The organism is Amycolatopsis sp. cg5 (assembly GCF_041346955.1).
In the GTDB taxonomy this organism is placed as follows: Bacteria; Actinomycetota; Actinomycetes; order Mycobacteriales; family Pseudonocardiaceae; genus Amycolatopsis.
Genome location: NZ_CP166849.1, coordinates 7159876 through 7186803 on the forward strand (window position 1 = coordinate 7159876; position 26928 = coordinate 7186803).

The window sequence follows — 26928 nt, forward strand, 5'->3', positions numbered from 1 at the left end:
CGTGAGTGGTATGGCCGGTTCTAACCGGCCATACCACTCACGACCCCGGACGTGGGTTTTGACGTTTTGCCAGCGAGGCCGAACACAGCGGGTTAGCATCCGGGCGTGCAGAGGAAATTCGCCTGGATCGGCGCCGCGCTCTTGACGCTGACGCTCACCGCCTGTGACGACAAGACGGAATCGGCCCCGGCTCCGGCGCCGCCGTCACCGTCGAGCAGCTCGCCCGTGTCACCGACCGCCCCGCCGTCGAGCTCGGAGTCCCCGACGCCGACGCCGGCCACCAAGGACAACGGGCCCGATTCGTCCAAGGAGGGCGGGATCGCGCGCTACACGAAGTACCTGCACGCCGTCGGCGCCCAGGACCTCGACGTCGTCTGCGAGATCGCGGGGCCCGCCGCCAAGAAGGCCGAGAAAGACGGTTTCGGCCCGTGCAAGTCGACCATGACGATGATGTTCGGCATGATCTCGGCGAAGCAGAAGGAAGCGCTGCGCACCGCGACGATCGACACAGCCGCGGTGAAGACGGTCAGCGCGACCCAGATTCAGATCCCGGCCAAGGCCGTCAAGGCGAGCGTGAAGTTCGCGGAGAACGAGCTCGGCACCCAGACCCTCAAGTTCGAGGGCGGCGACTGGTTCATCTACGACATGTAGGTCAGCGCAGGCCCGTGCCGCGCGCGATCGCGGTGTCGATGAGGGTCGTCAGCAGTGTCGGGTAGTCGACGCCGGTGACGGCCCACATCTTCGGGTAGGCCGAGGTCGTGGTGAACCCGGGCATCGTGTTGACCTCGTTGATGGTCAGCTCGCCGTCCTCGCCGACGAAGAAGTCCACCCGCGCGAGGCCCTGGCAGTCGAGCGCTTCGAAGGCACGCAGCGCCGTGGCACGCACCCGCTCGATGATCTCGTCGTCGAGCTTGGCGGGGATGTCGAGCTCGGCGTCCTCGCCGACGTACTTGGTCTCGAAGTCGTACCAGGCCTCGGCTTCCTCGCTGAGCACCCGGATCTCGGCGGGCAGCGACGCCTCGACGCGGCCGTCGGGGAACTCCAGCACGCCGCATTCGACCTCGCGGCCGACGACCGCGGCCTCGACGAGCACCTTCGGATCGGTCTGCCTGGCCAGCTCAATCGCGGCGTCGAGCTGCGACCAGTCGGTGACCTTGCTGATGCCGATCGACGAGCCCGCGCGCGACGGCTTCACGAAGACCGGCAGGCCGAGCTTGGCACGCTCGTCTTCGGTCAACGTCGTCGCGCGGCGCGACAGCTCGACGTAGGTGCCGACCGGAAGTCCTTCCGCGGCAAGGAGTTTCTTCGCCGTGGCCTTGTCCATCGCGGACGCGCTGGCGAGCACGCCAGGTCCGACGTAGGGGATGTCCGCGAGCTCGAGCAGGCCCTGGATGGTGCCGTCCTCACCGAACGCGCCGTGCAGCACTGGGAACACGACGTCCACCGAGGACAGCACGCCGACCTCGGCGCCGCGCTCCAGCGAGACGACGTTGCGGCCGCTCAGCACGAGCGACTTGCCGTCGGTGACCGACGGGAACTCCGTGCCCTGGATCGCCAGCTGCGAGGCGTCGGAGGTGCCGAGCACCCAGCCACCCTCGCGAGTGATGCCGATCGGGACGATCTCGAACCGCTCCGCGTCCAGGTTCGCCAGGATGGAGCCGGCGGATACGCAGGAAACGGGGTGTTCGCTGCTCCTGCCACCGAACACGACCGCGACTCGAGTCTTACTCATGGCAGGTCACCCTACCGGGCGCTTGCCAAGCAACCCGACGAGCGTGGGCACGGCCGAGGCCAGCCCCTCCCGCGAGCACCCCGCGTAACCGATCGCGACGCCGTGGACGGTCGGCGTGCCCGCGAAGTGCCTGGCGAGCCCGTCGAGGCGGATTCCGGCGCGTTCGGCGTCGGCGAGCCTGGCACGTTCGGTCTCGGCGGAGTCGAACGGGACGACCAGGTGCGCGCCGGCGTCGTCGCCGAGCAGCGGGATGCCCGCCGCGGTCAGCGCGGCGGAGAGCATGGTGCGGCGCTCGGACAGCTCACGCCGGAGTTTACGCAGGTGACGGCCGAGATCGCCGGTGCGGGCGAGTTCGACGAGCACGCGCTGGCCCGCCGGTGACGGCCGGGTGCCGGTGCGTTCGCGGTATTCGAGCACGGCCGCGGCGACGGGCGGCGGCGCGACCATCCAGCCCGCGCCGAGCGTCGGGGTGAGGATCTTGCTCGTGGTGCCCAGGTGCGCGACGACGTCGGGGGCCAGCGCGGCGAGCAACGGCAGCGGGGCCACGTCGAAGCGCAGTTCGCCGTCGTAGTCGTCTTCGATCAGCAGGATGCCGTCGGTGCGCGCGCGGTCGACCAGCTCGACGCGGCGCGACGCGCTCATCCGGCTGCCCATCGGATATTGGTGCGCCGGCGAGCAGTAGACCGCGCGCACGCCTTGCGGGATCGCGTCTGGGCGCAGGCCTTCGCCGTCGACGGGCACGCCGACCACGCGCAGCCCGGCGCGGCGGAACGTCTGCACGGCGCGCTGGTAACCCGGCTCCTCGATCGCGACGACGTCGTCACGGCTGAGCACCGCGCCCGCGAGTTCGAAGACGGCGGCGGTGGTCCCGCCGGTCGACAGCACCGCGTGCGTCGCGAGGCCGCGGTGGCGCAGCAGGTGTTCGGTGACCGCGGCGCGGTAGTCCGGCAGCCCGGCGCGATGCTCGCGGTAGGCGGGCGTCGGGTCGCCGGCGGCACGCCAGGCCCGGCGCCACGCGGCACGGTCGAGCCCGTCGGCCCACGGCACGCCGGGGGTGAGGTCGAGCAGGTCGGTGCGGTCCCTGACCTCGCCGAGCACCTCACCGCTGACCGAACGCGAGCCGGGCGGCGAGGTCGTCACGTACGTCCCGGAGCCGTGACGGCCCGCGATCCAGCCTTCGGCGTGAAGCTGCTCGTACGCGGCGGAGGTGACCGTGCGGCTCACCCCGAGCCGCTCCGCGAGCGCGCGGGTGGACGGGAGCCGGTCGCCGCCGCGCAGGTGCCCGGTGGCGGCCGCGTCGCGCAGCGCGTCGGCGAGCTGCACCGCGAGCGGCAGCTCCGACTTGCGGTCGAGCCGCACGGGCAACGCGGTTTCGGACACCAGAACCCCCTTAAGTGGACTGCTCAATCATACACAAATTGGCCATTCCGTAATGCCACTGTGCTCGGAAGACTGATCCCATGACCGAGCTGCCACCACTTTCCCCGACCACACGGACCACACTCGGCCGGAAGAAGATCCGCGCGGTGACCGACCGGGCGACGCTGTACTCCGTGCTCGACGAGGCGCTGATCTGCCACCTCGGCGTGGTGCGTGACGGTGTCCCGATGGTGGTCCCGACCGGCTACGGCCGCGACGGTGACACGCTCTACCTGCACGGATCGACCGGCGCGAGCAGCATGCGGCAGGCGGCGACCGGCATCGAGGTCTGCGTGACCGTGACGCTGCTCGACGGGATCGTCTACGCGCGCTCGGTCAACAACCACTCGATGAACTACCGCAGCGCGATGGTCTACGGCGAGGCGAAGCCGGTGACCGAGCCCGAGGCGAAGATGCACGCGCTGCACGTGATCAGCGATCACCTCGCGCCCGGCTCATGGGAGCACGCGCGCGACGTCAACGCCAAGGAGTTCGCCGCGGTTTCCGTGCTGGCGCTGGACTTGGCCGAGGCGTCGGTCAAGATGCGCGCCGAAGGTCCCGGCGACGAGCCGGAAGACCTCGAAACGAACAGCGCCTGGGCCGGCGTGCTGCCGATCTACACGGTCTTCGGCGAGCCGGAGTCCGACAAGGAGCTGCCGCCGGTGGTGCCGGTGCCCGAACACGTCAGCGGCCGCGGGGCAGCCGGACGGTGAACGTGGTCCTGCCTGGCCCGCTGGACACCTCGACCGAACCGCCGTGCGCGGCGACGAGCGAGTTGACCACGGCCAGGCCGAGGCCGGTGCCGCCGTTGCCGCGCGTGCGTGAATGGTCGACGCGGTAGAACCGGTCGAAGATCCGGGGCAGGTTCTCCGGCGCGATACCCGGTCCCTCGTCGGAGATCCGCAGCACGATGCCGTCTTCGATGCGCACGGACACGGTCACCGGGGTGCCGGGCGGGGTGTGCACGGCCGCGTTGGTCAGCAGGTTGTCGAGCACCTGGCGCAGCCGCACGGGATCCGCGCGCAGCTTGGCGGATTCGGCGAGATCGAGCGTCAGCGGCCGGTCGGGGTGACCGGCGCGGAAGGCGTCGGCCGCGGCGGAGGCGAGTTCGACGACGTCGGTGTCCGCGAGCCGCAGCGGGGCGTCGGCCTCGACGGAATCCAAGCGCGCCAACAGCAGCAGGTCGTCGACGAGCACGCTCATCCGTGCCGTCTCCGCCCGGATCTTGGCCAGGTGCGCGTCGCGCTCGGCAGGCTCGTTGGCCGCCGCGTACTGGAAAAGCTCGGCGTAGCCCCGAATCGAGGTCAGCGGCGTCCGCAGTTCGTGCGAGGCGTCGGCGATGAACCGGCGCAGCTTCTCGTTCGCGGCCGTGCGCGCGGCGAGCGAGGTCTCGATGTGCTCCAGCATCACGTTGAACGCGGTCCGCAGCTCCTCGACCTCGGCGCCGCCGCCGGAGCCGGACGCGCGCACCGGCAGTTCCGGGCTCCCGGTGAGGTCGTGCGACGCGATGTCGTGCGCGGTGCCCGCCATGTCACCGAGTGGTTTCAGCCCGCGCCGCAACACGATCCGGCCGAAGAGGACCAGCACGCCCAGCGCGACGGCGAACGCGCCGACCTCGATCCAGATCAGCCTGCTGACCGTGCTGTCGAGTTCGCTCTGCGGCGCGGCGCTGACGAGAACTTCCCCGTTGGGCTTGTCGACCGGGCAGGCGCGAACCCGGTAGAGGCCCTCGTCACGCACGTAAACCGTGCGCAGGACTTCCGTGGCGGTGGCTTCCGTCGCCACCTTTTGCAGCTGGCTGAAGTCCTCGGGCAGCTTGCCCAGCTCCATCGGGCTCGCGACCCCGTCGCGGACCTGGAAGAGCGCGGTGAACCAGCCGTAGGACTGCAGCGGGGCGCCGTGGTTGTCCTTGAGCGGGCCGACCTGTCCCTGCTGGGTCTTGGTGAGCTGCTCGTCGAGCCGGTTGGCGAGGAACTCGCGGATGAAGATGGTGCTGAACACCCCGACCACGGCGAAGACCACGAGCGAAAGCGCGGCCAGCCCGAGCGCCAGCCGCGTGCCGAGGCGGGACGCCCGCCACTGTCTCATCAGGTTCACTGCTGCACCTGGCGCACCACGTAGCCGACGCCGCGCACGGTGTGGATCAGCGGCTCGCGGCCGGAGTCGAGCTTGCGGCGCAGATGCGAGACGACGAGTTCGACCACATTGGAGCGGCCGCCGAAGTCGTACTCCCAGACGTGATCGAGGATCTGGGCCTTCGTCAGCACCGCGGGCGAGCGGCGCATGAGGTAGCGCAACAGCTCGTACTCGGTCGGCGTGACCGTCACCAGCGCGCCGCCGCGGCGCACCTCGCGGGTGTCCTCGTTGAGCACGAGATCGGCGACTTCGAGCACGGACGGCTTCCACGCGGGACCGTTGCTGCGCCGCAGTACCGCGCGCAGCCTGGCCATCAGCTCCTCGACGGAGAACGGCTTGACGAGATAGTCGTCGCCGCCACGGGTCAGCCCGGCGATGCGGTCGGCGGTGGCGTCCTTCGCGGTGAGGAAGACGACCGGCACGGCGGCGCCGCGCTCGCGCAGCCGGTCGAGCACGGTGAAACCGTCGAAGTCGGGCAGCATCAGGTCGAGCACGACGATGTCCGGCGCGAAACCCTCTGCCTCACGCAGCGCGTCCTGGCCGGTGCCGGCGGTGACCGCTTCCCAGCCCTCGTACCGCGCGACGGTCGCGACCAGATCGGCGATGTGCGGCTCGTCGTCGACGACCAGCAGCCGCACCTTTTCATTGCTCACGATGTCCATCCTGCGGTAGTTCGGGCGCGCGGGCGAGGCGGGAGCGCAGGCGACAGGAAGTCGACAGGTTATCCCCAGACCTGACACAGGTTCGCCGACGAAAGTCTTCGGCAGTGAACCGACTCGAGAGGGCATCCGTGTGACAACCATGCCTGCCACCCCAGTACTCCGGCCCCGCGTCGCGGCGAGGACCGGCCTCTACGCCTTCCTCGCCGCCAACGTGGCCGTCGTCACCGCGCTCTTCGCCGTCGCGGGACCGTCCGGCAACGCGCTGATCACCATCGGCAGGCTCGCCGGGCTGTACGGCGCGCTGTTCATGGCGTTCCAGCTGCTGCTGGTCGCCCGCGTGCCGTGGCTGGACCGCCGCCTCGGCATGGACCGGCTGACCAACTGGCACCGCTGGACCGGGTTCGGTCTCTTGTGGACACTGCTGGGGCATCTGGTCTTCATCGTCTTCGGCTACGCGCAGGTCGAGAACAACGGGCCGGTCGACGAACTCGTCGAAATGGCCAACACCCTCGACGGAATCCTGCGCGCGATCGTCGCTTTCGTGCTGATTCTGGTGATCGGCGGCACTTCCGCGCGGTTCGCGCGCAAGCGGATGGCGTACGAGACGTGGCATTTCATCCACCTCTACACCTATGCCGCGGTGGTGCTGGCGTTCAGCCACCAGATCGCGCTGGGGCAGTCGTTCACCAGCTCGCCGTTCGCCAAGGCCTATTGGTGGACGCTGTGGGGTGTCGCGCTGGGCGCGGTGCTGCTGGGCCGGGTCGTGCTGCCGCTGTGGCGGAATCTGCGGCATCAGCTGCGCGTGGTCGCGGTCGTGCCGGAGTCGCCGGACGTGGTTTCGGTGTACATGAGCGGGAAGCGGCTGAACGAGCTGCCCGCGCGTGCCGGTCAGTTCTTCCTGTGGCGGTTCCTGACGCGGGAACGCTGGTTCCAAGCGAACCCGTTCTCACTCTCGGCCGCGCCGGACGGCAAGACGTTGCGGCTCACCGCGAAAGCGCTCGGCGAGGGCAGCGCGAGCCTGCGGAACCTCAAGGTCGGCACGCGGGTGTTCGCGGAAGGCCCGTACGGCGCGTTCACCACTTTGCAGCAGACGCGGTCGAACGCGTTGCTCGTCGCTGGCGGTGTCGGCGTGACCCCGATCCGTGCGCTGCTCGAAGAGATCAAGGGCCACGTGGTGGTGATCTACCGCGTCGGATCCAGCCGCGACGCCGTGCTGCTGCACGAGTTGCACGGACTGGCCCGCGCTCGCGGCGCGCGGGTGCACGTGCTGACCGGGCCGTCGCAGGTCTCCGGGCCGTACGGTCCGCTGCTCGGACCGGCGAGCCTGATGAAGCTCGCGCCCGATCTGAGCGACCGCGACGTGTTCGTGTGCGGGCCGCCGGGGATGACCAATGCCGTATTGGCGAGCCTGCGTGAGCTGTCGGTGCCACGCCAGCAGGTGCACGCCGAACGTTTCAGCCTTGCCGGATAAGGAGATCTGCCGCCGTGAAGAAGACCATTCTCGTCCTGCTGCTGTCCGCGGGCGGGTTCGCCGCCGTGTGGAACTTCGAACCGACACCGCTGGGCAGCACCACGGTCGCGCAGACGACCGCGCCGAGCGCCGGATCGTCCACATCGGAAGGCGCGACCACCGTCTCCGGCACCGCCGAGAGCAGCGACTACGGGACCGTGCAGGTCCAGGTCACGTTCTCCGGCAACAAGATCGACGACATCCAGCTGCTGCAACAGCCACGCAGCGGCCGGGCCGTCGACGCGCTGCCCCGGCTGCGCGAGGAAGCGCTGGAGGCGCAGAGCGCGGACATCGACACCGTGTCCGGCGCGACCTCCACGAGCGAGTCGTACGTCAAGTCGCTGCAAGCCGCCATCGACGCCAAGGGGTCTTGAAATGCCAGCCACCGCGATGAACCGGGTCGAGCACATCATGGGCCTGCCGATCTCGATCAGCGTCGACGGTTTCGACGACGCGCAGGACGACGCTTTCGCGTGGCTGCGCGAGGTCGACGAGCGGTTCAGCCCGTTCAAGCCCGGCAGCGAGGTGAGCCGGTACGACCGCGGCGAACTCGCGCTCGAGGAGATGAGCGATGAGCTGGGCATGATTCTGGCGCTTTGTGCGCACTACGAACAGCTTTCCGGCGGCGCGTTCAGCGCGCGCCCGCTCGGCAGGAACTTCGACCCGTGCGGTGTCGTGAAGGGCTGGGCGGTGCAGCGCGCGGCCGACATCCTGCGCGCGGCAGGCGCGACCCGGTTCTGCCTCAACGCGGGCGGCGACGTCGTCACGGCGGGCGAAGCCGCACCGGGGCGGCCGTGGCGCGTCGGCGTCCGGCATCCCGATCAGCCCGACGTCCTGTGTTGCGTGCTGGCGAGCCGTGACGGCGCGGTGGCGACTTCGGCTTCGTACGAACGGGGTTCGCACATCGTGGACGGGCGGACCGGCATGGCGGCTTCGGGCTTGGCGAGCGTGACGGTCGTGTCGCCGGACCTGACTTCCGCGGATGCCTTGGCCACGGCCATCTTCGCGATGGGACGCGACGGCATCGCCTGGGCGGCCGAGCAGGACTGCGAGGTCTTCATCGTCGACGCGGACCGCAAGGTCCACCGGTCCGCGGGCCTGCGCCTCGCCTGAGCGCCTGCCGGACCGGGATAAAGCCCGCTTTACTCCCGGGGATTTAGCGGGCTTTATCCCCGGGAGTAAAGCCCGCTTTATCCCGGTCCTCAGGGGCGTGGCCGGTCGCCCGGCGCGAGGTCGCCCCGTGTGGAAAGGCTCACGGGGAGTGAAGAACGGGACCGGGAACGTGCACGCAGGCAAGGAATTCCGAGAACCGGGGTGGCCGCGCTGGACAACGGACGTAACCTCCGCGCATGAGTTCTTTCGTACAGAACATCGCGTTCGACTGCGCGGACCCCTACAAACTGGCTTCCTTCTGGAGCAAGGTCGTCGACCGCCCGCAGGCCGAGGAGGATTTCCCCGGTGATCCCGAAGCCATCGTCGAGCTGGCGGCGGGCGGGCTGACGCTGTTCTTCCAGCGGGTGCCCGAAGCGAAGGCCGCCAAGAACCGTGTGCACGTGTGCCTGCGGCCGAGTGACCGCACGCGTGACGAAGAAGTGGGCCGCCTGCTGGACATCGGCGCCGGGCTCGTGTCCGACCACCGTGAGCCGGACGGCACCGGCTGGATCGTGCTGGCCGACCCGGAAGGCAACGAGTTCTGCGTACTCCGCAGTCCCGGCGAACTCGCCTACTGAAGCTGACGTGCTACCCGGGGGTTGCACTTCGAGGGGAGATAGTGCAACCTGTGGGTAGCACGTCAACTCAGGAGGCAGACATGGACAGCATCGAACGCGAGGTAGAAATCAACGCCCCGATCGAGCGGGTTTGGGGCCTGGTAACGGAACCGGGCTGGTGGATCGGCGAAGGCGGCGCGGACGAGCGGCAGCTCCGCCAAGAGGGCGAGCTGCACATCGTGGAGCACGCCAAGTACGGGACCTTCGCGTTGAAGATCGAGAAGACCGACCCGCGCAAGTACATCTCCTACCGGTGGATCGGCGGCTACCCCGACCCGGACGGCGACTCGACGCTGGTCGAATTCTCCTTGCACGAAAAGGAAGGCGGCACGCTGCTGAAGGTCGTCGAGAGCGGTTTCGAGTCGCTGAAGAAGACGGCCGAGGAGCGCAAGAAGGCCTACGACGGCAACAATGAAGGCTGGAAGTTCCAGCTGAACGTCGTGAAGGCATGGGCGGAACAAGGGTGACCGAAATCGGCGAGGTGCTCGCCGCGCTGGCCGATCCGACCAGGCGGGCACTGCTCGACGTGCTCGCCGACGCGGGTCAGGCCAGCGCGACCACACTCGCCGGGCAGCTGCCGGTGAGCAGGCAGGCGGTCGTCAAACATTTGAACGTGCTCGAAAGCGCCGGTCTGGTCAGCGGCGGGCGGTCGGGGCGCGAAGTGCTTTACCGGGTTCATCCGGAAGCGATCGAAACGTCCGCGCAATGGCTCACCGAACTCGCGGCGAGCTGGGATCGGCGGCTGGGCAAGCTCAAGCGGATCGCGGAACAATTCCCGGCTCAATAAAGTCGGTGTCATGAAAAGCAGGCCTTTGCTCGCCGTCGCCGCGCTCGGCGGAACCATTTCCATGGCGCCGGCGGAACGCGGCGTCGTGCCGAAACTGACCGCGGCCGACCTGCTCGACGGGGTCGACCTCGACTTCGACGTGGTGGCGGCGACGCTGTCGACCATTCCGGGCACTTCGCTCACCTTCACGGGCCTGACCAGCTGTTATGAGTGGGCGGTCGCGCAGCGGTCCGACGGGATCGTCGTGGTGCAGGGCACGGACACGCTCGAAGAGACGGCCTACTTCTTCGAGTGCGTCTGGCCTGATCACCGGCCTGTCGTGCTCACCGGCGCGATGCGGCACCCGAGCATGCTCAGCCCGGACGGGCCCGCGAACCTGGCGAACGCGCTCACCGTGGCGGCGGCGCCGTCGAGCCGGGGCCGTGGCGCGCTGCTGGCGTTCAACGACGACATCCACCAGGCACGCTGGGTCCGCAAGGCGCATTCGAGTCACCTGGAGGCGTTCTCGTCGGCGCCCGCCGGGCCGGTGGGGATGCTCGCCGAGGGTGCCGTGCACTACTTCCACCCGGCCGGTCCGCGCCTGCCCGCACTGCCCGCGCCGCGCACGGACCTGCTGATCCCGGTGCTGGAAAGCGGGCTCGACGACTCGGGCGCGGTGCTCGACGCGGTCGTCGAAGCGGGCGCGGCCGGTGTGGTCGTGGCCGCGAGCGGGGTCGGGCATGTCTCGGACCGGATGGCCGACGCGATCGAACGCGCGCTCACCCGTGTCCCGGTGGTCGTCGCCTCGCGGACGGGCGTGGGCACGACGTTCCGCGGCACGTACGGCTACCGCGGCGCGGAGGCGGACCTCATCGGCATGGGCGTGACCATGGCGGGCTGGCTGGACCCGCGCAAGGCCCGGGTGCTACTCCACCTCGTCTTGGCGGCGGGCATGAGCGTCCCGGCCGAGTTCCGCCTGCGCGGCGCGGTCAAGGGGTCGTGAGTGTTTTGGCCGGTTAGAACCGGCCAAAACACTCACGACCGGGCTAGAGCTGGACCGGGCCGAAGCGCGGGTCCAGGTGGAACGGGCGCATGTCACGGCCGCCGTCGCGGTAGACGTGGATGCTGATCGCCGGGTCAGGGCCCTCGTTGACGACCTGGTGGACGTAGCCGGGGCCGAAGACGCGGGACTGGCCGGTCACGAGCGCGTGCGACTCGCTGATCGCGCGGCCGTCGGGGGCGCGGCGGGCGACGGTCTCCGTCAGCGCGCCGTCGACCACGGTGAACGCGCCCGAGCTGAAGGCGTGGTCGTGGAGGTCGGTCCGCTGGCCCGGCAGCCAAGACATGAGCCAGACCTCTTCGCGGTCGTCGCCCGAGATGAGCGCGTGGAAGCGCTGATCGGGGTCGTAGCGGAGCAGGTGGCCCCACCGGCCGCGGTCGGCCGCGAACTCGAGCGCGACGCGGACCGGGTGGCGGAGTGCGGGGTTCTCGGAGACGAGCAGGGTGTTGTCGGGTACGGCGAACATCAGAGGAGTCCTCAAAGAGCGAAGGGTGTCGTACAGGGCCGGGGCTGGGTTCACCGACAACAGCGACACAGCGCACACGAAACCGGGCTCAGGTGCTGGGCACCGCGCCGATCGGTCATTCGTGTCGCGAACATGCCATCAATGGAACCAGCCCCGGCTACTCACGGTCAACCCATCTCGCAGTTTGGGAGAAGGTCGGCTCTTTCGAAGAAAACTACGACCACTCGTGCTTCTGCTCGCGGCCGAGCAGCTCGGCGCCCGCCTTGCGCGGGTCGACGCCCTCGTGGCAGACGCGGTGCATGGCGTCGGTGATCGGCATGTCGACACCGAGGCTCATCGCGAGCTCGCGGATCGAGGTGCACGACTTCACCCCTTCCGCGACCTGGCCGCCGCCCGCGAGCTGGGCCTGCTCCAGGGTTTCGCCGCGGCCGAGCCGCTCGCCGAAGGTGCGGTTGCGCGACAGCGGGGACGAGCAGGTCGCCACCAGGTCGCCGACGCCGGCGAGGCCGGCGAAGGTGAGCGGGTCCGCGCCGAGCTTCGTGCCGAGGCGGGCCATCTCGGCGAGGCCGCGGGTGATCAACGTGGCCATCGTGTTGGTGCCGAGGCCGAGACCGGCCGCCATCCCGCAGCTCAGCGCGATGACGTTCTTGCATGCGCCGCCCAGCTCGCAGCCGACGACGTCGGTGTTGGTGTACGGGCGGAAGTACGAGTTGAACGAGGCACGCTGTACCGCGACCGCGCGTTCGTGATCACTGCACGCGACCACCGCGGCCGACGGCTGCCCCTGGGCGATCTCGCGGGCCAGGTTCGGGCCGGTGACCACCACGATCTGCTCGTCGGCGACCTCCGCGATCTCCGCGATGACCTGGCTCATCCGCTTCAGGGTGCCGAGTTCGACGCCCTTGGCGAGGCTCACCAGCACCGATTCCGGCGAGAGCAGGCCCTTCCACGTCGAGAGGTTGGCGCGCAGGCTCTGCGACGGGACGGCCAGCACCACGGCCTGCGCGCCGGCGAGCGCGGCGGCGGGATCCGAGGTCGCCGTGATGCGCGACGGCAGCGTCACGTCCGGCAGATACGAGCTGTTCGTGTGCCCGCCGGTGATCTCCTCGGCCACCGACTCCCGGCGCGCCCAGATGGTGACGTCGCGGCCCGCGTCGCCGAGGACCTTCGCGAAGGCCGTGCCCCACGAGCCCGCCCCGAGCACGGTGATCCGCTGCAAGTCCTTGGCGAACATCTTTGTCAGTCCTCGTCCTTCGCGGGCGGCTGCTCCTGGCGTACTTCGGCCAGCAGCTTGGTGATGTCGTCCATGATCAGCCCGGTGACCTCGCGCAGCAGCGTCGCGCTCCGGGTGCGGCCACCACGATAGGCCGACAGGTCGATCGGGTCGCCGACCAGATGCGTGATGGTCTTGCGCGGGAACGGGGTGAACTTCTTCGTGTACCCGTTGAACACGTGGTTGGTGCCCCACCTGGCGACCGGGATCACCGGGATGTCGTTCTCCAGCGCCATCCTGGCCGCGCCGGTGAACGGCTTGTCGAGCCAGCCGTCCTCGCGCTTGGTGATCGTGCCCTCCGGGTAGACGACCACCAGCTTGCCGTCGCGCAGTGCCTGGTGGGCCGCCTTGAGGCTGTCACCGGCCGCGGCCGAGCCACGCGAGACGGGGATCTGCCCGGAGCCGGTGAAGATCTTGCCGAAGATCGGCATCCGGGTGAGGCTCTCCTTGCCCAGGAAGCGCGGCACCCGCTTGCACCGGTGCACGAACACGGCGTCGACGACCGGGTCCAGGTGCGAGACGTGGTTCATCACCAGCAGCGCCGGTCCCTCGCGCGGGATCTTCTCCGCGTCGAGGTAGACCCGCTTCGCCACCAAAGCGGTCGCCGGATAGAACAGTGCGGCGGCCAGCCCCACCCAGAAGCCGCCCTTCTCACGCCGAGCCAAGGCTCCTCCTCGTAGATTCATGTGCGAGCACTGGTGAGGATCCTGCACCACGCGCTCCGTATTCGGTAAAGATGGTGGGGTGGCACGCACGGTGGACCTGGTCGTCCCGTTGAAACCGCCCCGCGACGGCAAGTCGCGGCTGCGCGGCGCGCTGACGTCGCCGGGTGACGACGTCCATCACGCGGAACTGGTGCTGGCGCTGGCGCTCGACACACTCACGGCGGCCACCGCGGCGCCGGGGATCAGGCGGGTGCTGGTCGTCGCGGCGGATCCGGAAGCGATCGAATCGGTCAAAACACTCAGTGTGGAAATTGTCGCCGAGCGTGGCGCGGGCGGCCTCAACGCGGCTTATCAATATGGCGAATCAGTGCTCCGCCGTGACGATCCCACTGTGATTGTCGGCGCACTCCAGGCCGACCTGCCCGCATTGCGCGCGGTCGACCTCGGCGCGGCGATCGCGGAAGCGGACGGGCGGCGTGCCTTCTCCCCCGACCGCCAAGGCACCGGGACGACGTTCCTGCTCTCGCCGCCGGGCCTGCCGCTCGATCCGCTGTTCGGCGTCGGATCCGCAGGCAGGCACGCGAATTCGGGGGCGCGCACGCTCGCCGCGGCGCTGTCGCTGCGCAGTGACGTGGACACCGCGGACGACCTGCTCGAGGCCAGGCGGCTGGGTGTCGGGGAACACACCAAGGCGATCTTGGATCGCCATTGTTCGTTGTCCTGAAAGACACGATTCAGAAGTTCACCCGACCGTCGAAGACGGTATGCGCATTCGGGCGCGAAGTGGTGAACAATGGGCCCCGTGAGCAACGACGACGGATCGACACCGGTGACCCGCCGTAAGGCCAAACCCCCCGCGGCGAAGACCGCCACGACCAAGCGCCAGCCGACGGCGAAACCCCGCGCGACCCGCGGTGGCGCGGCCAGCAGGCCCCAGCAGTTCCACGCGGTCCCGTCGGCTCCCCCCGCGGTGACGCCGACCGCGGGCGCGACCGTGGAGACACTGCCCGATGACCGGTACTTCAACCGGGAACTCTCGTGGCAGGACTTCAACGCGCGCGTGCTGGCGCTGGCCGAGGACGAGTCGCAGGCGCTGCTGGAGCGCGCCAAGTTCCTGGCCATCTTCGCGTCCAATTTGGACGAGTTCTACATGGTGCGGGTCGCCGGGCTGAAACGCCGTGACGAAACCGGCCTCTCGGTGCGCAGCGCGGACGGGCTCACCCCGCGCGAGCAGCTGGCCTACATCGCCAAGCGCAACCAGGACCTGGTGGAGCGGCAGGCGGGCGCCTTCGAGCAGCATCTGCGCCCCCAGCTGGCGGAACAGGACATCCGCATCGTCGGCTGGTCCGATTTGGACGGTGCCGACCAGCTCCGGCTGTCGAACCTGTTCAGTGAGCAGATCTTCCCGGTGCTCACCCCGTTGGCGGTGGACCCGGCGCACCCGTTCCCCTATATCTCCGGCCTGTCGCTCAACCTCGCGGTCACCGTGCGCGATCCCGAGGGCGGCACCGAGCGGTTCGCCCGCGTCAAGGTGCCGAACAACGTGCCGCGCCTGGTCCGCATCGAGCAGCAGCGCGAGAACCGCACGGCCACCTTCCTCCCGCTCGAAGAGCTGATCGCCGCGCACCTCGGCGAGTTGTTCACCGGCATGGAGGTGACGGAGCACCACGTGTTCCGGGTCACCCGCAACGCCGACTTCGAGGTCGAAGAGGATCGCGACGAGGACCTGCTGCAGGCGCTCGAACGTGAGCTGGCGCAGCGCCGGTTCGGCCCGCCGGTCCGGCTGGAAGTCACCTCCGACATGAGCGAGCACATGCTCGAGCTGCTGCTGCGCGAGCTGGAGGTCGACCCGCGCGACGTGGTCGAAGTGCCCGGCCTGATCGACCTGACCTGCCTGTTCCAACTGTCCGGAGTGGACCGTAAGGAACTCAAGGACCCGCCGTTCGTGCCAGCGACGCATCCGGCGTTCGGCGAGCGCGAGACGCCGAAGAGCGTCTTCGCGACGCTGCGCGAGGGCGATGTGCTCGTGCACCACCCATACGACTCCTTCTCCACCAGCGTGCAGCGGTTCATCGAGCAGGCCGCGGCCGACCCCAAGGTCCTCGCGATCAAGCAGACGCTCTACCGCACCTCGGGTGACTCCCCGATCGTCGACGCGCTGATCGACGCCGCCGAGGCGGGCAAGCAGGTCGTGGCGCTGGTCGAGATCAAGGCGCGATTCGACGAGCAGGCCAACATCACCTGGGCGCGCACGCTGGAGCGCGCGGGCGTGCACGTGGTCTACGGCCTCGTCGGGCTGAAGACGCACTGCAAGGTGTCGATGGTCATCCGCCAGGAAGGCTCGACGCTGCGCCGCTACTGCCACATCGGCACCGGCAACTACAACCCGAAGACCGCGCGCCTGTACGAAGACCTGGGCCTGCTGACCGCGGACCCGACGATCGGCGCCGACCTGACCGACCTGTTCAACGTGCTGACCGGGTATTCGCGCCAGGACACCTACCGCAACATCCTCACCTCGCCGCACGGCATCCGCCGCGGCATCGTCCGCAGCATCGGCGAGGAGATCGAGCTCGCCCGCGCCGGGCAGCAGGCCGGAATCCGGCTCAAGTGCAACTCGCTCGTCGACGAGCAGGTGATCGACGCGCTGTACCACGCTTCGCAGGCAGGCGTGCCCGTCGACGTGGTGGTGCGCGGGATCTGCGCGCTGAAGCCGGGTGTCGAGGGGCTCAGCGAGAACATCAGGGTGCGCTCGATCCTCGGCCGGTTCCTCGAGCACTCGCGGGTGTTCCACTTCCGGGCCGGTGGCACGCACTGGATCGGCAGCGCGGACATGATGCACCGCAACCTCGACCGCCGGATCGAAGCGCTGGTGCGGGTGAAGGATCCGAAGCTGACCGGGCAGCTGGACGACATGTTCGAGTCCGCGCTCGCGCCGTCGACCCGCTGCTGGGTGCTCGGCTCCACCGGCGAATGGACCCCGTTCCCGACCGACGTCGCGCAGGTGCGCGACCACCAGACGGAACTCGCGAAGAAGCACGGTGCGGCTGGATGACCGCCCTGATCAGAGCCGCCGGTGCCGTGCTGTGGCGCGACACCGGCGGTGAGCCGGCGCTCGCGGTCGTGCACCGGCCCCGCTACGACGACTGGTCGCTGCCGAAGGGCAAGCTCGACCCCGGCGAGACGATCGCCGACGCCGCGGTCCGTGAGATCGCCGAGGAGACCGGGTTCCGCGCGGTGCTCGGCCGGTATCTCGGGCAGATCTCCTATCCGGTGCCCGTCAAGGGCAGGCCGGTGCCGAAGACGGTCGACTACTTCGCGGCCGAGGCCGTCGAAGGCGGATTCGAGCCCAACGAAGAGGTCGACGAGCTGCGCTGGCTGAACCTGGCCGACGCGGAGGACATCCTCACCAGGCCTGCCGACGTCGACATCCTCAAGGCGTTCGCTTCGGCTCAAGCCCGGCTCACCACGATGCTGTTCGTGCGGCACGCGAAAGCGGGCAAGCGCAGCGAATGGCGCGGCGACGACGACCTGCGCCCGCTGGCCGACGCCGGGTTCCGGCAGGCCGAAGGACTGCGCAAGCTGGCGCCGCTGTTCGGTGTCGACCGCGTGCTGGCCGCGCCGAGGCTGCGGTGTGTACAGACTGTCCAGGGTGTCGCCGAAGACCTGGCACTCGACATCCGGCACGAGGTGCTGCTCTCGGAAGAGGGCTACTGGCCCGATCCCGTGCTCGGCGTCGCCCGGCTGCTCGCGATCGCGGGCGACGGCGGAACACCGCTGGTGTCGAGCCAGGGCGGGGTGATCCCGGACGTGGTCAGCGCGCTGGCCGACTCCGATGGCGTCGAACTGGCGGCCGCGCGCGGCGGCGTCGTGCCGAGCAAGAAGGGCTCGCTGTGGATCCTGTCGTTCAGCGCGCCTTCGGGCAGCAACGGCCCTAAGCTCGTTTCGGCCGACTATTTCCCCAGTCCGCTGCCGACGCCTGACCCATCCGGGGCCGGAAAACCTTAAGTCGGGATCAAGAACCTTAAAACCAGCTCAAGTGTCAGGCCGCTGACAGCGCACTGACAGCGATCGCTGCTGTACTAGACCGGTCAACGCGTAGAGGTGAGATGCGCCGGTCTAGGGGTGCGGCGCATCTCCCTCCGCGGTCAGACCGCTGGTGGCAACGAGGCCAACAGCGCCAGAAGATCTTCCGTCCGGGGGTCGCCGAGGCGCTGGCACACCGCCAGCGCCTCGGCCCATTTCCCGGTGCCCTTCGCAGGCTCACCGGTCTGGACCAGTATCCGGCCGAACGTGATGAGAATGTCGATCGTGCCGTAGTCGGCGCCGCCGCCACCGCCGTCGAGTTCCCGCAAGAGTGACAACGCGCGCTCGCATGTCTCAAGGGCTTCGTCGTATCGGCCCGCGCCCGCCAGCGCTTCGCCGACATTCCCGAGCGAAAGGGCCGCGTGATAGCGGTCGCTGAGCGAATCGAAGGCCTCGAAAGCGCCGCGAGCGTGTTCGCCCGCCTCTTCGAACCTTTCCAGCCCGATGCAGTTGGCGCTGATGTTGAGCAGCGCGTGCGCGACGTAGGTCTTCTGCCCGCGCTCGCGCGCGATCGCCACCGCCTCGGTGCCGTACCGATACGCCTTCTCGTATTCCTTGCGCTGGTAGTAAGCGCCTGCCAGGTTGCTCAGGATCGCCGCGGTGACCACGCTTCCGCCGCTGTCCGCCGCCGCTTTCCTGCCCTCCTCCAGCGCTTCCAGCCCGGCTTCGGTGCGCGCGGCGCGCAGATACGCGGAGCCGAGGTTGTTGGCCGCGTACTGCAACGCCAGCAGGTCACCCGCCTCGCGGACCGAGCGGACCGCCACCTCCGCGGAGCCGATCCAGTCATCGATGTCATGGCGCTCGGCGAAAAGCCCGCGCAGCAGCCAGGCGAGCTTCCACGCCGACGCCGACCAGCCGCGTTGCGCCGCCTCGGAAACCAGCGCGACCAGCGTCGGCCGTTCCGTGAGATACCAGTCGATGGTCTCGGCGTGGTCGGAGAAACTCATCTTCGGCCCGTCCGGCACCGGCAGGATCACGCCGTCGGCGACCAGATCGGGGCGCACCAGCTGGTTCGCCTCGGCGAGCGCGCACAGGTACCAGTCGAGCAGCCGCCGCATCGCGACCTCGGACTCGGTCGCGTCGTCCTCCTGCTCGGACAGTTCCGCGGCGTAGACCCGGAGCAGGTCGTGGAACTGGTACCGATCGGTGCGCGGCTGGTTGATCAGGTGCGCCGAGGCGAGCTGGTCGAGCAGCTCGCGCGCCTCGCGCACGGAACTGCCGTTGAGCACGGCCGCGGCGGGCAGGCCGATGTCCATCGCGGGATGCAGTCCCAGGAGCCGGAACATCTTCGCGGCCGCCGGGCGCAAAGCGTTGTAGGACCATGAGAAGGCCGCACGCAGGTCCGTGCCCGCGTCCTGCGGGTCGCGCAGGGTGTCGAGCCGCACCCGCTGATCCCTGAGCTCGTCGACGATCCCGGCGATCGACAGCTCCGAGAACCGGGACGCCCGTTCGCCGGCCAGCGCGAGCGCGAGCGGCAGGCGGCCGCACAGTTCCGCGAGTTCCGCGACGGCGTCCGGCTCCGCCTGCAGCCGCTCGTAGCCGACACTTCCGGCGAGCAACGCCGTCGCGTCCGCGGTGTCGAAGGACCGCAGCGGCAGGCGGTGCGCGCCCTCACGCGCGACCAGGCCCCGCAACTGGTTCCGGCTGGTCACGACCACCAGGTTGCCGGATCCGGGCAGCAGCGGGCGAACCTGGTTGGCGTCGTGGGCGTTGTCCAGCAGCATCAGCATCCTGGCCTCGGCCATCCGGCTGCGCAGCATCGCCGAGCGTTCCTCCACTGTGGAGGGAATGGTCTCGGCGGCCACCCCGACCGCGCGCAGGATCCTGGCGAGCGCGGCGTCCGGCGTCATCGGGGTCGCCGCGGAATGCCCGCGCAGGTCGAGGAACAGCTGCCCGTCCGGGAACTGGTCGCGCACCAGGTGCGCCCAGTGCACGGCGAGCGAGGTCTTGCCGACCCCGGCGGTCCCCTCGATCACCGCGATCGCGGTCGACCGGCCCCGCCGGTCCGCCAGGAACCGGTCGAGCTGGGCGAGTTCGGCGTCGCGCCCGGTGAAACTCGCGACGTCGAACGGAAGCTGACGCGGCACCTCGGCGACCGGCGGCGCGGCCACGGGTTCGGCGTCCGTGCTGAGCAGTTCCCCGTGCAGGCGCCGCAACCGGGCGCCGGGCTCCACACCCAGCTCGTCGGCGAGCAGCTCACGAAGCTTGGCGTACCGGGCCAGCGCCTCGGCGCGGCGGCCGGAGCGGGCGAGCACCCGGACCAGCCGTTCCCACAACGACTCCCGCAGCGGATGCTGCGCGACCAGATCGGTCAGCTCGGCTGCCAGGTCGGAATCCGGTGCCACATCGGCATCCAGGTCGATCCGCCGTTCGACCGCGAACAGATACCGCTCAGTGAGCAGCGGCGCCCAGTCCTCGACGAGCACCGCGGACCCGACGCCCTCCAACGGACTACCCGCCCACAGCTGCAGCGCCTCGCCCAGCAGCACGCGTTCCTTGCCGGCGTCACCCTGTTCGGCGGCGGAGTCCAGCAGCCGCAGGAAGCGCAGCGCGTCCACGACGGACGGATCGATGTCGAGCCGGTAGCCGTCCTGCTCGGTGACGACGGCCTCGTCCCCCAGATGCTTGCGCAGCCGCATCACATACGTCTGCAGGCTGCCGCGAATGCGTTCGGGCGGTTCCTCACCCCAGACCGCCCGCGCGAGCGCGTCGATCGAAACCAGGCGGCCCGCGGAAAGTGCCAGTGTGCCCAGCAGCGCACGCTGCCTGCTGCTCGTGAGTGGAAGAGACCTGCCGCCGACGCTCACTGAGAACGGGCCTAGAAGCCGGATGTCGATGGTGCTCGCTCCTCCTCTCACTGTGGATCCGCTCCACCATAGTCGTGCCGGGCGTCCCGAAACGAACAGTAGGGCAATGCCCCCGATGCCACTGCGAAGACAGCCCACTGAGGGGCAAAGCCCTTTCAGCGTCGGGCGGGGCTGGGGCGGTTTGGGTGCGGGGCGGCCGGGCTCGGCTCTGCTCGGCCTTGCTCGGCTTTGGCCTGTATGAAGGCTCCCCTCATACAGGTCTTGCTGTATGAAGGCTCCCTTCATCCACCCGTGCTGGATGAAGGCTCCCTTCATACAAGCCCCGCTGTATGAGGGCTCCCTTCATCCACCCACCTTGGATGAAGGCTCCCCTCATACAAGCCCAGCCGTATGAAGGGAGCCTTCATACAGGCCAAGCAAGCGAGGAGGCCGGAGCCCGGAGAGCAGCGAGGTACCCCGAAACGAACGGTAGGGCCCCACGTGGCGTGGGGCCCTACCGAAGAAGTTCGCTCTGGTTAGTTGCAGAGCCTTACTTCTTTGTCGTTACTTCTTCTTGGCCGCGGCGGTGGTCTTCTTCGCCGGGGCCTTGCGGGCCGTGGTCGCCGCCTTCGGAGCGGCCTTGGTGGCGGCCGGCTTCTTCGCGGCGGTGGCCTTGGCGGCCGGCTTCGCGGCGGCCTTCGGCGCGGCCTTGGCGGCGGTGGCCTTGGCGGCGGGCTTCGCGGCAGCCGTCTTCGTGGCGGTGGCGCGAGTGCGCGTGGTGGCAGCCTTGGGGGCGGCCGCGGCGGCGCGGGTGGTGCGGGTGGTGGTGCTGCGGGTCGCGGTCGGGCGGCTGGCGGTCGCCTTGGCAGCGGTGGTCCGCGTGGTGGCGGCGGCGCGCGTCGTGGTGGACGCGGTGGCGCGCTTGACGACGGTGGCCTTCGGCAGCTTCTTGGTGCCGCTCACCACGTCCTTGAAGGTCGTGCCGGCGCGGAAGGCGGGCACGTTGGTCTTCTTCACGCGGACGGTCTCACCGGTACGCGGGTTCCGGGCGGTACGGGCAGCGCGGGCGCGCTTCTCGAACACACCGAAGCCGGTGATGTTCACCTTCTCGCCCTTGTTGACCGTGCGGATGATGATGTCGACAAGACCGTCGACAGCCTCAGAAGCAACCTTCTTGTCGCCCAGACGCTCCGAAAGCGCCTCGATCAGCTGGGCCTTGTTGGCCATTCCAGTCCTCCAAGCGGAACTACTTCTCACGGCCCCGATGGCCGACTTAGCGCACACGGTATTACCAATGCAGCACAAATTCCAAACGGCACGCGGAAATTTTCCCTTATTTGGGGTGGGTTCCGCCTCTTGAGGGACCCTCTCGGGGGCCTCAGGAGTGCCGTTTGGCGGGTTTTCGGGGGTTCCAAAGGGGTCTGGAGAGGGGGCGGGATTCCCTTGCTGAGCAGGGAATCCCTGCCCCGTCAGGCCTCGATTGCCGTGGTCAGAGGCTTCCAGGAGGGCCGAGCGGCCTCGAACTTGTCGATCTCCGCGGCGTGTCGGAGCGTCAGGGCGATGTCGTCGAGCCCTTCGAGGAGCCGCCAGCGGGTGTAGTCGTCGATCTGGAAGGGCGCGGTGAAGTCCTTGGCCCGCACGGTCTTCGCCTGGAGGTCCACCGAGACCTCCGTGCCGGGCTCGTTCTCGAGGATCTTCCACAGGAGTTCGACGTCCTGCTGCGCCACTTCGGCGGCCAGCAGGCCCTGCTTGCCCGAGTTCCCACGGAAGATGTCGGCGAACCGTGAGGAGATCACGACCCGGAAGCCGTAGTTCATGAGCGCCCAGACGGCGTGCTCCCGCGAGGATCCGGTGCCGAAGTCCGGTCCGGCGACCAGCACGCTGCCGCTCTTGAACGGCTCGTGGTTGAGGATGAAGTCCTCGTCAGAGCGCCAAGCGGCGAACAGGCCGTCCTCGAAACCCGTGCGGCTGACCCGCTTGAGGTAGACGGCCGGGATGATCTGGTCAGTGTCCACGTTGGACCGGCGCAGCGGGACACCGACGCCCGTGTGGGTGGTGAACGGTTCCATGGATCGGTGCCTTTCTACAGGTCGTCGGGCGAGGACAGCGTGCCGCGGATGGCCGTGGCGGCCGCCACGAGCGGCGAGACGAGGTGCGTCCGGCCGCCCTTGCCCTGCCTGCCCTCGAAGTTGCGGTTGGAGGTCGAGGCGCTGCGCTCGCCGGGCTTGAGCTGATCGGGGTTCATCCCGAGGCACATCGAGCAGCCTGCCTGGCGCCACTCGGCGCCCGCGTCGGAGAAGACCTTGTCGAGCCCTTCGGCTTCCGCCGCCTGGCGGACGCGCATCGAGCCCGGCACGACGAGCATCCGCACCGAAGAGGCCACCTTGTGGCCCTGCAGGACGGCCGCGGCGGCGCGCAGGTCCTCGATCCGGCCGTTGGTGCAGGAGCCGAGGAAGACCGTGTCCACGGCGATCTCACGCAGCGGCGTGCCCGCCTTCAGGTCCATATAGGACAGCGCCTTCTCGGCCGCGATCCGCTCGTTCTCGTCGACGATCCGCTCGGGGTCCGGAACGCTGGCCGAGAGCGGAAGTCCCTGGCCAGGGTTGGTTCCCCAGGTGACGAACGGGGTCAGCTCGTTGGCGTCAAGATCAACCTGTGCGTCGAAAACGGCGTCGTCGTCGGTGCGCAGCTCACGCCAGTTCTCGACGGCGGCGTCCCAGTCGGCGCCCTTCGGCGCGTGCGCCCGATCCTTGAGGTACTCGAAGGTAACGTCGTCCGGCGCGATGAGCCCGGCGCGCGCGCCCGCCTCGATCGACATGTTGCAGACGGTCATCCGGGCTTCCATCGACAGGTTCTCGATGGCCTCGCCGCGGTACTCCAGGACGTAGCCCTGTCCGCCGCCGGTGCCGATCTTGGCGATGACCGCCAGGATGATGTCCTTCGCCGTCACGCCGGGGCGCAGCGAGCCCTCGACGTTGATCGCCATCGTCTTGAATGGACGGAGCGGCAGCGTCTGGGTGGCCATCACGTGCTCGACCTCGGAGGTGCCGATGCCGAACGCCATCGCGCCGAACGCGCCGTGCGTGGAGGTGTGGGAGTCACCGCACACCACGGTCATCCCCGGCTGGGTCAGGCCGAGCTGCGGGCCGATGACGTGCACGATGCCCTGCTCGAGGTCGCCCATCGGGTGCAGCCGGACGCCGAACTCCTTGCAGTTGCGGCGAAGGGTGTCGACCTGGGTGCGCGAAACCGGGTCGGCGATGGGAAGTTCGATGTCGATCGTCGGGACGTTGTGGTCCTCGGTGGCGATCGTGAGGTCGGCACGCCGCAGCTTCCGCCCGGCGAGACGCAGCCCGTCGAACGCCTGCGGGCTGGTGACTTCGTGCAGCAGGTGCAGATCGATGTAGATCAGGTCCGGTTCGGCACCTTCGCCTTTGCGCACGAGGTGCGAATCCCACACTTTTTCCGCCAACGTGCGGCCCTGTGTGGTGGTGGACTCGGTCATCAGGGCTCCTCCCAATGAGGGTGGGCCGGGTGGAACTCAGGGGGCCTGTCTCTTGCCTCAGCCGCGCGGGAGTCCGTTTTTCCCAGCATCTGGACTTCCCAAACTTCGGGAAGATAGTATCGCGTCGTGGGACAGCATAGCGGTATCGGAGTACTGGACAAGGCAGTGGCCGTTCTCCAGGCGGTGGCTGAGGATCCGTGCGGCCTGGCGGAACTGTGCACGCGGACGGGTCTGCCCCGTGCCACGGCGCACCGGCTCGCGGTGGGCCTGGAGGTGCATCGACTGCTGCGCCGCGGCCCCGACGGGAGATGGCGGCCGGGCACCGCGCTTTCCGAGCTGGCGGGCGGATCGACGGACCCGCTGCTCGACGCGGCGGGTTCGGTGCTGCCCAAACTCCGGGACATCACGGGCGAAAGCGTCCAGCTGTACCGCCGCGACGGCGTGCAGCGCGTCTGCGTTTCGACGGCAGAGCCGCCGAGTGGTCTTCGCGACACCGTGCCGATCGGTTCCAGGCTCCCGATGACGGCCGGTTCGGGCGCGAAGGTACTCGCCGCGTGGTCGGATCCGCACACACAGCGAACAATCCTCAACGACGCCGTCTACGGCGAGCGCACGCTGCTCGAGGTCCGGCGTCGCGGCTGGGCGCAGAGTGTCGCCGAGCGCGAGCCCGGTGTGGCGTCGGTCTCAGCGCCGGTAAGGGATTCCTCGGGCACCGTCGTGGCGGCGGTCTCGGTTTCCGGTCCCATCGAACGGATCGGCCGCAAACCGGGCGCGCGCTGGGCGGCGGACCTGCTCGCCGCCGCCGACGCGCTCCAAGAGCGGCTCTAGTACTCGTGAGCGTTGCGGGCGGTTAGAACCGCCCGCAACGCTCACGACTCCTCTTCGCTTCGCGCGAGCCGCTCGTCGATGTCGGGGATCCAGAAGCACAGTTCGAGGGTTTTGATCGACGCCCAGTGGCCCATCTTCCGGCCCTGCGCCACGAGTGAGACCGATCCCACAGCGAACAGCAGCAGCGAAACCGCGGCCAGCGCCGGTTTCGAGCCGGTGAAGATCTCCACGACCGCGACGAGCGCGCCCAGCAGCAGCGGCGGCGCCGAGTTCCGCAGCATCAGGCCGGTGGCACGCAGCCTGCTCACCTCCACCGCGACGTCCTTGTCGTGCAGCTGGATCACCGAGAGCAGCAGGTGCGGGTCGGCCTCGACGTAGGCGCGGTCGCGGGCTTCGGGGTTCCGGCGCAGGAACTCCTGGCGGGGACGGCGGTCGCGGCGGCGGGTGACCAGCCGGTTGATGGCCGCGCCCAGCGGATAACCGAGGTAGCCCAGCAGCTGGGTGACGAGCACGAGCGCGATCACCAGCAGCACAACGGGTGCCCGCCCGACGGCGGCCGGGTCGATCCAGCCGAACCTGGCGCCGACGTAGCCGAACAGGGCCAGGTACAGCGCACCGGGGATGGTGTAGGTAAACAGGTCGAAGACACCGATGGCGAAGTTCACCAGCCCATCCAAGGGGTCGACGGCCCCGCCGGGCAACCACCGATTCGCATCCCGGCCACCCAGCCCCGGCCGCGGCACCCCCGCATCTGTCCACTCTGGACACGCCTCCACCCCGCCCGACGGGATAAAGCCCGCTTTACTCCGCGAAGTTTCGCGGGCTTTATCCCGCTCCCCGCGCACCCGAGGAGTCGCCTCGCGTACCTGGAGGGTCGCCTCGCGTACCCAGGGAGTCGGCACGCGTACCTGGATGGACGACGCGTGCGCATGGATGGACGACGCGCCCGATGCTCGGGGTTTGTCTCGCCGTCGCGTGTCGTCCGGCTGTGCACGCGTGCCGTCCATCCAGGTACGCGTGCCGTCCGTCTGGGTACGCGTGCCGACCCTCCATGCACGCGTGCCGACTCCCTGGGTACGTGTGCCGACCCTCCAAGTACACGTGCCGACTCCCTGGGTACGTGGGGCGGCTCGGCGGGTACGTGGGGCGGCTGGTTGGGTGGGCGAGGCGGCTCGATTGCGTTCGCGGGGGCGGGATAAAGCGGGCTTTACTCCGGGGAGTTTCGCGGGCTTTATCCCCGGGGGTTAAGCCTGCTTTATCGCGGGGTGGTCAGCGCGGGACGGGGATGCGCCAGAGCGAGGTGGCGGACTCGCCGGGGTCCTTGGTCGACTCGAAGGCGATCCACTGACCGTCCGGTGACCAGCTCGGTGCGCCGTTGTACCAGCTGCCCGCGTTGGTGACGCGCACCGGCTGGCCGCCGCCCGCGCCGATCACGAACACCTGTGAGCGCGCCGATCCCGCGCGGTCCGACGAGAAGACCACGCGGGTGCCGTCGGGTGACCAGCCGGCGTCGGTGTCCTCGCCGACCGGCTGCGTCAGGTCGGCGACCGTGCCGTCGGGGGTGACGGTCTTGAGGCTCCACTTGTCGGTGCCGTCCTTGCGTGACTGGAACACGATCCGGTCGCCGCGCGGTGACCAGTTGGGCTCGCGGTTGTCGGTGTGGCCTGACGGCCCGTCGACGAGGCGGGTGAGGCCGGTGCCGTTGGCGCGGACCTTCCAGATGCTGCCGAGCGCGCCGGGGCCGCTCTGGTTCAGGTTCTCCTGGAAGACGATCCACGCGCCGTCCGGGGAGAAACTCGGCTCGGTGAAGCCACGCGGGCCCGGGTGACTGGTCACCTGTCTCGGTTCGCCGCCCGGCGCGAGCACCCAGATCTCGTCGAGATCGGTCTCGTCGTAGGAGAAGGTGATGAGGTTCGCCGGGCCGTTCCAGGCGGAGCCGGGGAGGTTGACCGCGCTTTGGTCGCCCTTCTGGAAGAGCTTCGTGGCCCGGCCCGCGGTGAGGGTGTACAGCCCGGCGGGGCCGTCGTTGTAGCCACGCGGGAATTGGGTGAACAACACCGTCTTGCCGTCCGGCGAGTAGGCCGCGTTCTGCGCGCTGGCAGGCGCGGCGGGGCGGAAGAGGAGTTCGGCGCCGTCGGGGCGCGTCTCGGCGGCGGCCGTGCCCGGCACGGCCAGCAGCAGCGCGGCGATCGGCAGGAGAGTCTTCAGCATGACGCCATCGTGTGGCCGCCGCGGTCCCGGCGACCCGGGAAATGTGCCCGGGTG

At 69.3% G+C, this 26928-nt stretch carries 26 protein-coding genes; 13 read left to right on the plus strand and 13 right to left on the minus strand.

The features are described from left to right. The first annotated feature begins 105 nt into the window (after positions 1-105). The gene (locus tag AB5J62_RS32095; protein WP_370943742.1) at positions 106-651 is read left to right on the plus strand and encodes a hypothetical protein; all 546 of its coding nucleotides are present in this window, start codon (positions 106-108) and stop codon (positions 649-651) included. A gap of 1 nt (position 652) precedes the next feature. Here the strand turns inward: AB5J62_RS32095 and AB5J62_RS32100 are convergent, their stop codons facing one another. Both AB5J62_RS32100 and AB5J62_RS32105 read right to left on the minus strand, forming a co-directional pair. After that, positions 653-1732, minus strand: coding sequence for a D-alanine--D-alanine ligase family protein (locus AB5J62_RS32100; RefSeq protein WP_370943743.1), 1080 nt, complete (start codon positions 1730-1732; stop codon positions 653-655). A 6-nt stretch (positions 1733-1738) separates the two neighbouring features. Further along, entirely contained in the window at positions 1739-3112 is a 1374-nt protein-coding gene (locus tag AB5J62_RS32105) for a PLP-dependent aminotransferase family protein (RefSeq protein WP_370943744.1), read from the minus strand. An 80-nt stretch (positions 3113-3192) separates the two neighbouring features. Here AB5J62_RS32105 and AB5J62_RS32110 point away from each other — a divergent pair, with 80 nt between their 5' ends. After that, complete coding sequence (locus AB5J62_RS32110) at positions 3193-3864, plus strand: pyridoxamine 5'-phosphate oxidase family protein (protein WP_370943745.1); 672 nt, start codon at positions 3193-3195, stop codon at positions 3862-3864. Here the strand turns inward: AB5J62_RS32110 and AB5J62_RS32115 are convergent. Then, positions 3836-5239, minus strand: a complete 1404-nt coding sequence (locus AB5J62_RS32115; protein WP_370950397.1) for an ATP-binding protein — start codon at positions 5237-5239, stop codon at positions 3836-3838. The genes AB5J62_RS32110 and AB5J62_RS32115 overlap by 29 nt on opposite strands. A 5-nt stretch (positions 5240-5244) precedes the next feature. Then, positions 5245-5949, minus strand: a complete 705-nt coding sequence (locus tag AB5J62_RS32120) for a response regulator transcription factor (protein ID WP_370943746.1) — start codon at positions 5947-5949, stop codon at positions 5245-5247. Between the two features lie 139 nt (positions 5950-6088). Here AB5J62_RS32120 and AB5J62_RS32125 point away from each other — a divergent pair, with 139 nt between their 5' ends. The 7 genes from AB5J62_RS32125 (at position 6089) to AB5J62_RS32155 (ending at position 10997) form a co-directional block, all read left to right on the plus strand. After that, positions 6089-7420 carry a ferric reductase-like transmembrane domain-containing protein gene (locus tag AB5J62_RS32125; RefSeq protein ID WP_370943747.1) on the plus strand — a complete coding sequence of 444 codons (1332 nt, stop codon included), beginning with the start codon at positions 6089-6091 and terminating at the stop codon, positions 7418-7420. A 14-nt stretch (positions 7421-7434) separates the two neighbouring features. Beyond that, positions 7435-7833, plus strand: coding sequence for an FMN-binding protein (locus AB5J62_RS32130; protein WP_370943748.1), 399 nt, complete (start codon positions 7435-7437; stop codon positions 7831-7833). Position 7834: 1 nt separating this feature from the next. After that, positions 7835-8572 (plus strand): FAD:protein FMN transferase, encoded by a 738-nt coding sequence (locus tag AB5J62_RS32135; protein ID WP_370943749.1) that lies wholly within the window; start codon positions 7835-7837, stop codon positions 8570-8572. Positions 8573-8808: 236 nt separating this feature from the next. After that, a complete protein-coding gene (locus AB5J62_RS32140; RefSeq protein WP_370943750.1) occupies positions 8809-9189 on the plus strand; it encodes a VOC family protein in 381 nt (126 codons plus the stop codon). Between the two features lie 80 nt (positions 9190-9269). Next, positions 9270-9695, plus strand: a complete 426-nt coding sequence (locus AB5J62_RS32145) for an SRPBCC domain-containing protein (RefSeq protein WP_370943751.1) — start codon at positions 9270-9272, stop codon at positions 9693-9695. Continuing rightward, a complete protein-coding gene (locus AB5J62_RS32150) occupies positions 9692-10015 on the plus strand; it encodes an ArsR/SmtB family transcription factor (protein WP_370943752.1) in 324 nt (107 codons plus the stop codon). Before AB5J62_RS32145 ends, AB5J62_RS32150 begins: the two co-directional genes overlap by 4 nt. A 10-nt stretch (positions 10016-10025) precedes the next feature. Continuing rightward, complete coding sequence (locus AB5J62_RS32155) at positions 10026-10997, plus strand: asparaginase (protein ID WP_370943753.1); 972 nt, start codon at positions 10026-10028, stop codon at positions 10995-10997. A 43-nt stretch (positions 10998-11040) separates the two neighbouring features. Here the strand turns inward: AB5J62_RS32155 and AB5J62_RS32160 are convergent, their stop codons facing one another. The 3 genes from AB5J62_RS32160 to AB5J62_RS32170 form a co-directional block, all read right to left on the minus strand. Further along, positions 11041-11520 carry a cysteine dioxygenase family protein gene (locus AB5J62_RS32160; protein WP_370943754.1) on the minus strand — a complete coding sequence of 160 codons (480 nt, stop codon included), beginning with the start codon at positions 11518-11520 and terminating at the stop codon, positions 11041-11043. A 214-nt stretch (positions 11521-11734) separates the two neighbouring features. Continuing rightward, positions 11735-12754, minus strand: a complete 1020-nt coding sequence (locus AB5J62_RS32165; protein ID WP_370943755.1) for an NAD(P)H-dependent glycerol-3-phosphate dehydrogenase — start codon at positions 12752-12754, stop codon at positions 11735-11737. A gap of 5 nt (positions 12755-12759) precedes the next feature. Next, entirely contained in the window at positions 12760-13479 is a 720-nt protein-coding gene (locus AB5J62_RS32170; RefSeq protein ID WP_370950398.1) for a lysophospholipid acyltransferase family protein, read from the minus strand. A gap of 58 nt (positions 13480-13537) precedes the next feature. Between AB5J62_RS32170 and cofC the strand changes: the two genes are divergently transcribed. The 3 genes from cofC to AB5J62_RS32185 all read left to right on the plus strand — a co-directional run bounded on the left by cofC (position 13538) and on the right by AB5J62_RS32185 (position 17466). After that, entirely contained in the window at positions 13538-14182 is a 645-nt protein-coding gene (gene cofC / locus AB5J62_RS32175; RefSeq protein ID WP_370943756.1) for a 2-phospho-L-lactate guanylyltransferase, read from the plus strand. Positions 14183-14251: 69 nt separating this feature from the next. Continuing rightward, positions 14252-16513 carry an RNA degradosome polyphosphate kinase gene (locus tag AB5J62_RS32180; RefSeq protein WP_370943757.1) on the plus strand — a complete coding sequence of 754 codons (2262 nt, stop codon included), beginning with the start codon at positions 14252-14254 and terminating at the stop codon, positions 16511-16513. Beyond that, a complete protein-coding gene (locus AB5J62_RS32185; RefSeq protein WP_370943758.1) occupies positions 16510-17466 on the plus strand; it encodes an NUDIX domain-containing protein in 957 nt (318 codons plus the stop codon). Before AB5J62_RS32180 ends, AB5J62_RS32185 begins: the two co-directional genes overlap by 4 nt. 140 nt (positions 17467-17606) lie before the next feature. On the opposite strand, the gene AB5J62_RS32190 is transcribed toward AB5J62_RS32185, so the two are convergent. The 4 genes from AB5J62_RS32190 to leuC all read right to left on the minus strand — a co-directional run bounded on the left by AB5J62_RS32190 (position 17607) and on the right by leuC (position 23835). After that, positions 17607-20402 carry a BTAD domain-containing putative transcriptional regulator gene (locus AB5J62_RS32190; RefSeq protein WP_370943759.1) on the minus strand — a complete coding sequence of 932 codons (2796 nt, stop codon included), beginning with the start codon at positions 20400-20402 and terminating at the stop codon, positions 17607-17609. Between the two features lie 492 nt (positions 20403-20894). Continuing rightward, complete coding sequence (locus AB5J62_RS32195; protein WP_370943760.1) at positions 20895-21557, minus strand: HU family DNA-binding protein; 663 nt, start codon at positions 21555-21557, stop codon at positions 20895-20897. A gap of 242 nt (positions 21558-21799) precedes the next feature. Then, positions 21800-22399 (minus strand): 3-isopropylmalate dehydratase small subunit, encoded by a 600-nt coding sequence (gene leuD, locus AB5J62_RS32200; protein ID WP_370943761.1) that lies wholly within the window; start codon positions 22397-22399, stop codon positions 21800-21802. Between the two features lie 14 nt (positions 22400-22413). Beyond that, entirely contained in the window at positions 22414-23835 is a 1422-nt protein-coding gene (gene leuC, locus AB5J62_RS32205) for a 3-isopropylmalate dehydratase large subunit (RefSeq protein WP_370943762.1), read from the minus strand. A gap of 126 nt (positions 23836-23961) precedes the next feature. Here leuC and AB5J62_RS32210 point away from each other — a divergent pair, with 126 nt between their 5' ends. Next, positions 23962-24663 carry an IclR family transcriptional regulator gene (locus AB5J62_RS32210; RefSeq protein ID WP_370943763.1) on the plus strand — a complete coding sequence of 234 codons (702 nt, stop codon included), beginning with the start codon at positions 23962-23964 and terminating at the stop codon, positions 24661-24663. Between the two features lie 41 nt (positions 24664-24704). On the opposite strand, the gene AB5J62_RS32215 is transcribed toward AB5J62_RS32210, so the two are convergent. Together AB5J62_RS32215 and AB5J62_RS32220 are read right to left on the minus strand one after the other, a co-directional pair. Continuing rightward, positions 24705-25328 (minus strand): hypothetical protein, encoded by a 624-nt coding sequence (locus AB5J62_RS32215; RefSeq protein ID WP_370943764.1) that lies wholly within the window; start codon positions 25326-25328, stop codon positions 24705-24707. Positions 25329-25932: 604 nt separating this feature from the next. Continuing rightward, a complete protein-coding gene (locus AB5J62_RS32220; RefSeq protein ID WP_370943765.1) occupies positions 25933-26874 on the minus strand; it encodes a TolB family protein in 942 nt (313 codons plus the stop codon). Between the last annotated feature and the right edge of the window lie 54 nt (positions 26875-26928).

Excerpts from the sequence above, each read along its gene's own strand:
- AB5J62_RS32100 (WP_370943743.1), bottom strand. The coding sequence starts at position 1,732 with ATGAGTAAGACTCGAGTCGCGGTCGTGTTCGGTGGCAGGAGCAGCGAA.
- AB5J62_RS32110 (WP_370943745.1), top strand. The coding sequence starts at position 3,193 with ATGACCGAGCTGCCACCACTTTCCCCGACCACACGGACCACACTCGGC.
- AB5J62_RS32115 (WP_370950397.1), bottom strand. The coding sequence starts at position 5,239 with ATGAGACAGTGGCGGGCGTCCCGCCTCGGCACGCGGCTGGCGCTCGGG.
- AB5J62_RS32120 (WP_370943746.1), bottom strand. The coding sequence starts at position 5,949 with ATGGACATCGTGAGCAATGAAAAGGTGCGGCTGCTGGTCGTCGACGAC.
- AB5J62_RS32125 (WP_370943747.1), top strand. The coding sequence starts at position 6,089 with ATGCCTGCCACCCCAGTACTCCGGCCCCGCGTCGCGGCGAGGACCGGC.
- AB5J62_RS32135 (WP_370943749.1), top strand. The coding sequence starts at position 7,835 with ATGCCAGCCACCGCGATGAACCGGGTCGAGCACATCATGGGCCTGCCG.
- AB5J62_RS32140 (WP_370943750.1), top strand. The coding sequence starts at position 8,809 with ATGAGTTCTTTCGTACAGAACATCGCGTTCGACTGCGCGGACCCCTAC.
- AB5J62_RS32145 (WP_370943751.1), top strand. The coding sequence starts at position 9,270 with ATGGACAGCATCGAACGCGAGGTAGAAATCAACGCCCCGATCGAGCGG.
- AB5J62_RS32155 (WP_370943753.1), top strand. The coding sequence starts at position 10,026 with ATGAAAAGCAGGCCTTTGCTCGCCGTCGCCGCGCTCGGCGGAACCATT.
- AB5J62_RS32160 (WP_370943754.1), bottom strand. The coding sequence starts at position 11,520 with ATGTTCGCCGTACCCGACAACACCCTGCTCGTCTCCGAGAACCCCGCA.
- AB5J62_RS32165 (WP_370943755.1), bottom strand. The coding sequence starts at position 12,754 with ATGTTCGCCAAGGACTTGCAGCGGATCACCGTGCTCGGGGCGGGCTCG.
- AB5J62_RS32170 (WP_370950398.1), bottom strand. The coding sequence starts at position 13,479 with ATGAATCTACGAGGAGGAGCCTTGGCTCGGCGTGAGAAGGGCGGCTTC.
- AB5J62_RS32180 (WP_370943757.1), top strand. The coding sequence starts at position 14,252 with ATGGGCCCCGTGAGCAACGACGACGGATCGACACCGGTGACCCGCCGT.
- AB5J62_RS32185 (WP_370943758.1), top strand. The coding sequence starts at position 16,510 with ATGACCGCCCTGATCAGAGCCGCCGGTGCCGTGCTGTGGCGCGACACC.
- AB5J62_RS32195 (WP_370943760.1), bottom strand. The coding sequence starts at position 21,557 with ATGGCCAACAAGGCCCAGCTGATCGAGGCGCTTTCGGAGCGTCTGGGC.
- leuD (WP_370943761.1), bottom strand. The coding sequence starts at position 22,399 with ATGGAACCGTTCACCACCCACACGGGCGTCGGTGTCCCGCTGCGCCGG.
- leuC (WP_370943762.1), bottom strand. The coding sequence starts at position 23,835 with ATGACCGAGTCCACCACCACACAGGGCCGCACGTTGGCGGAAAAAGTG.
- AB5J62_RS32220 (WP_370943765.1), bottom strand. The coding sequence starts at position 26,874 with ATGCTGAAGACTCTCCTGCCGATCGCCGCGCTGCTGCTGGCCGTGCCG.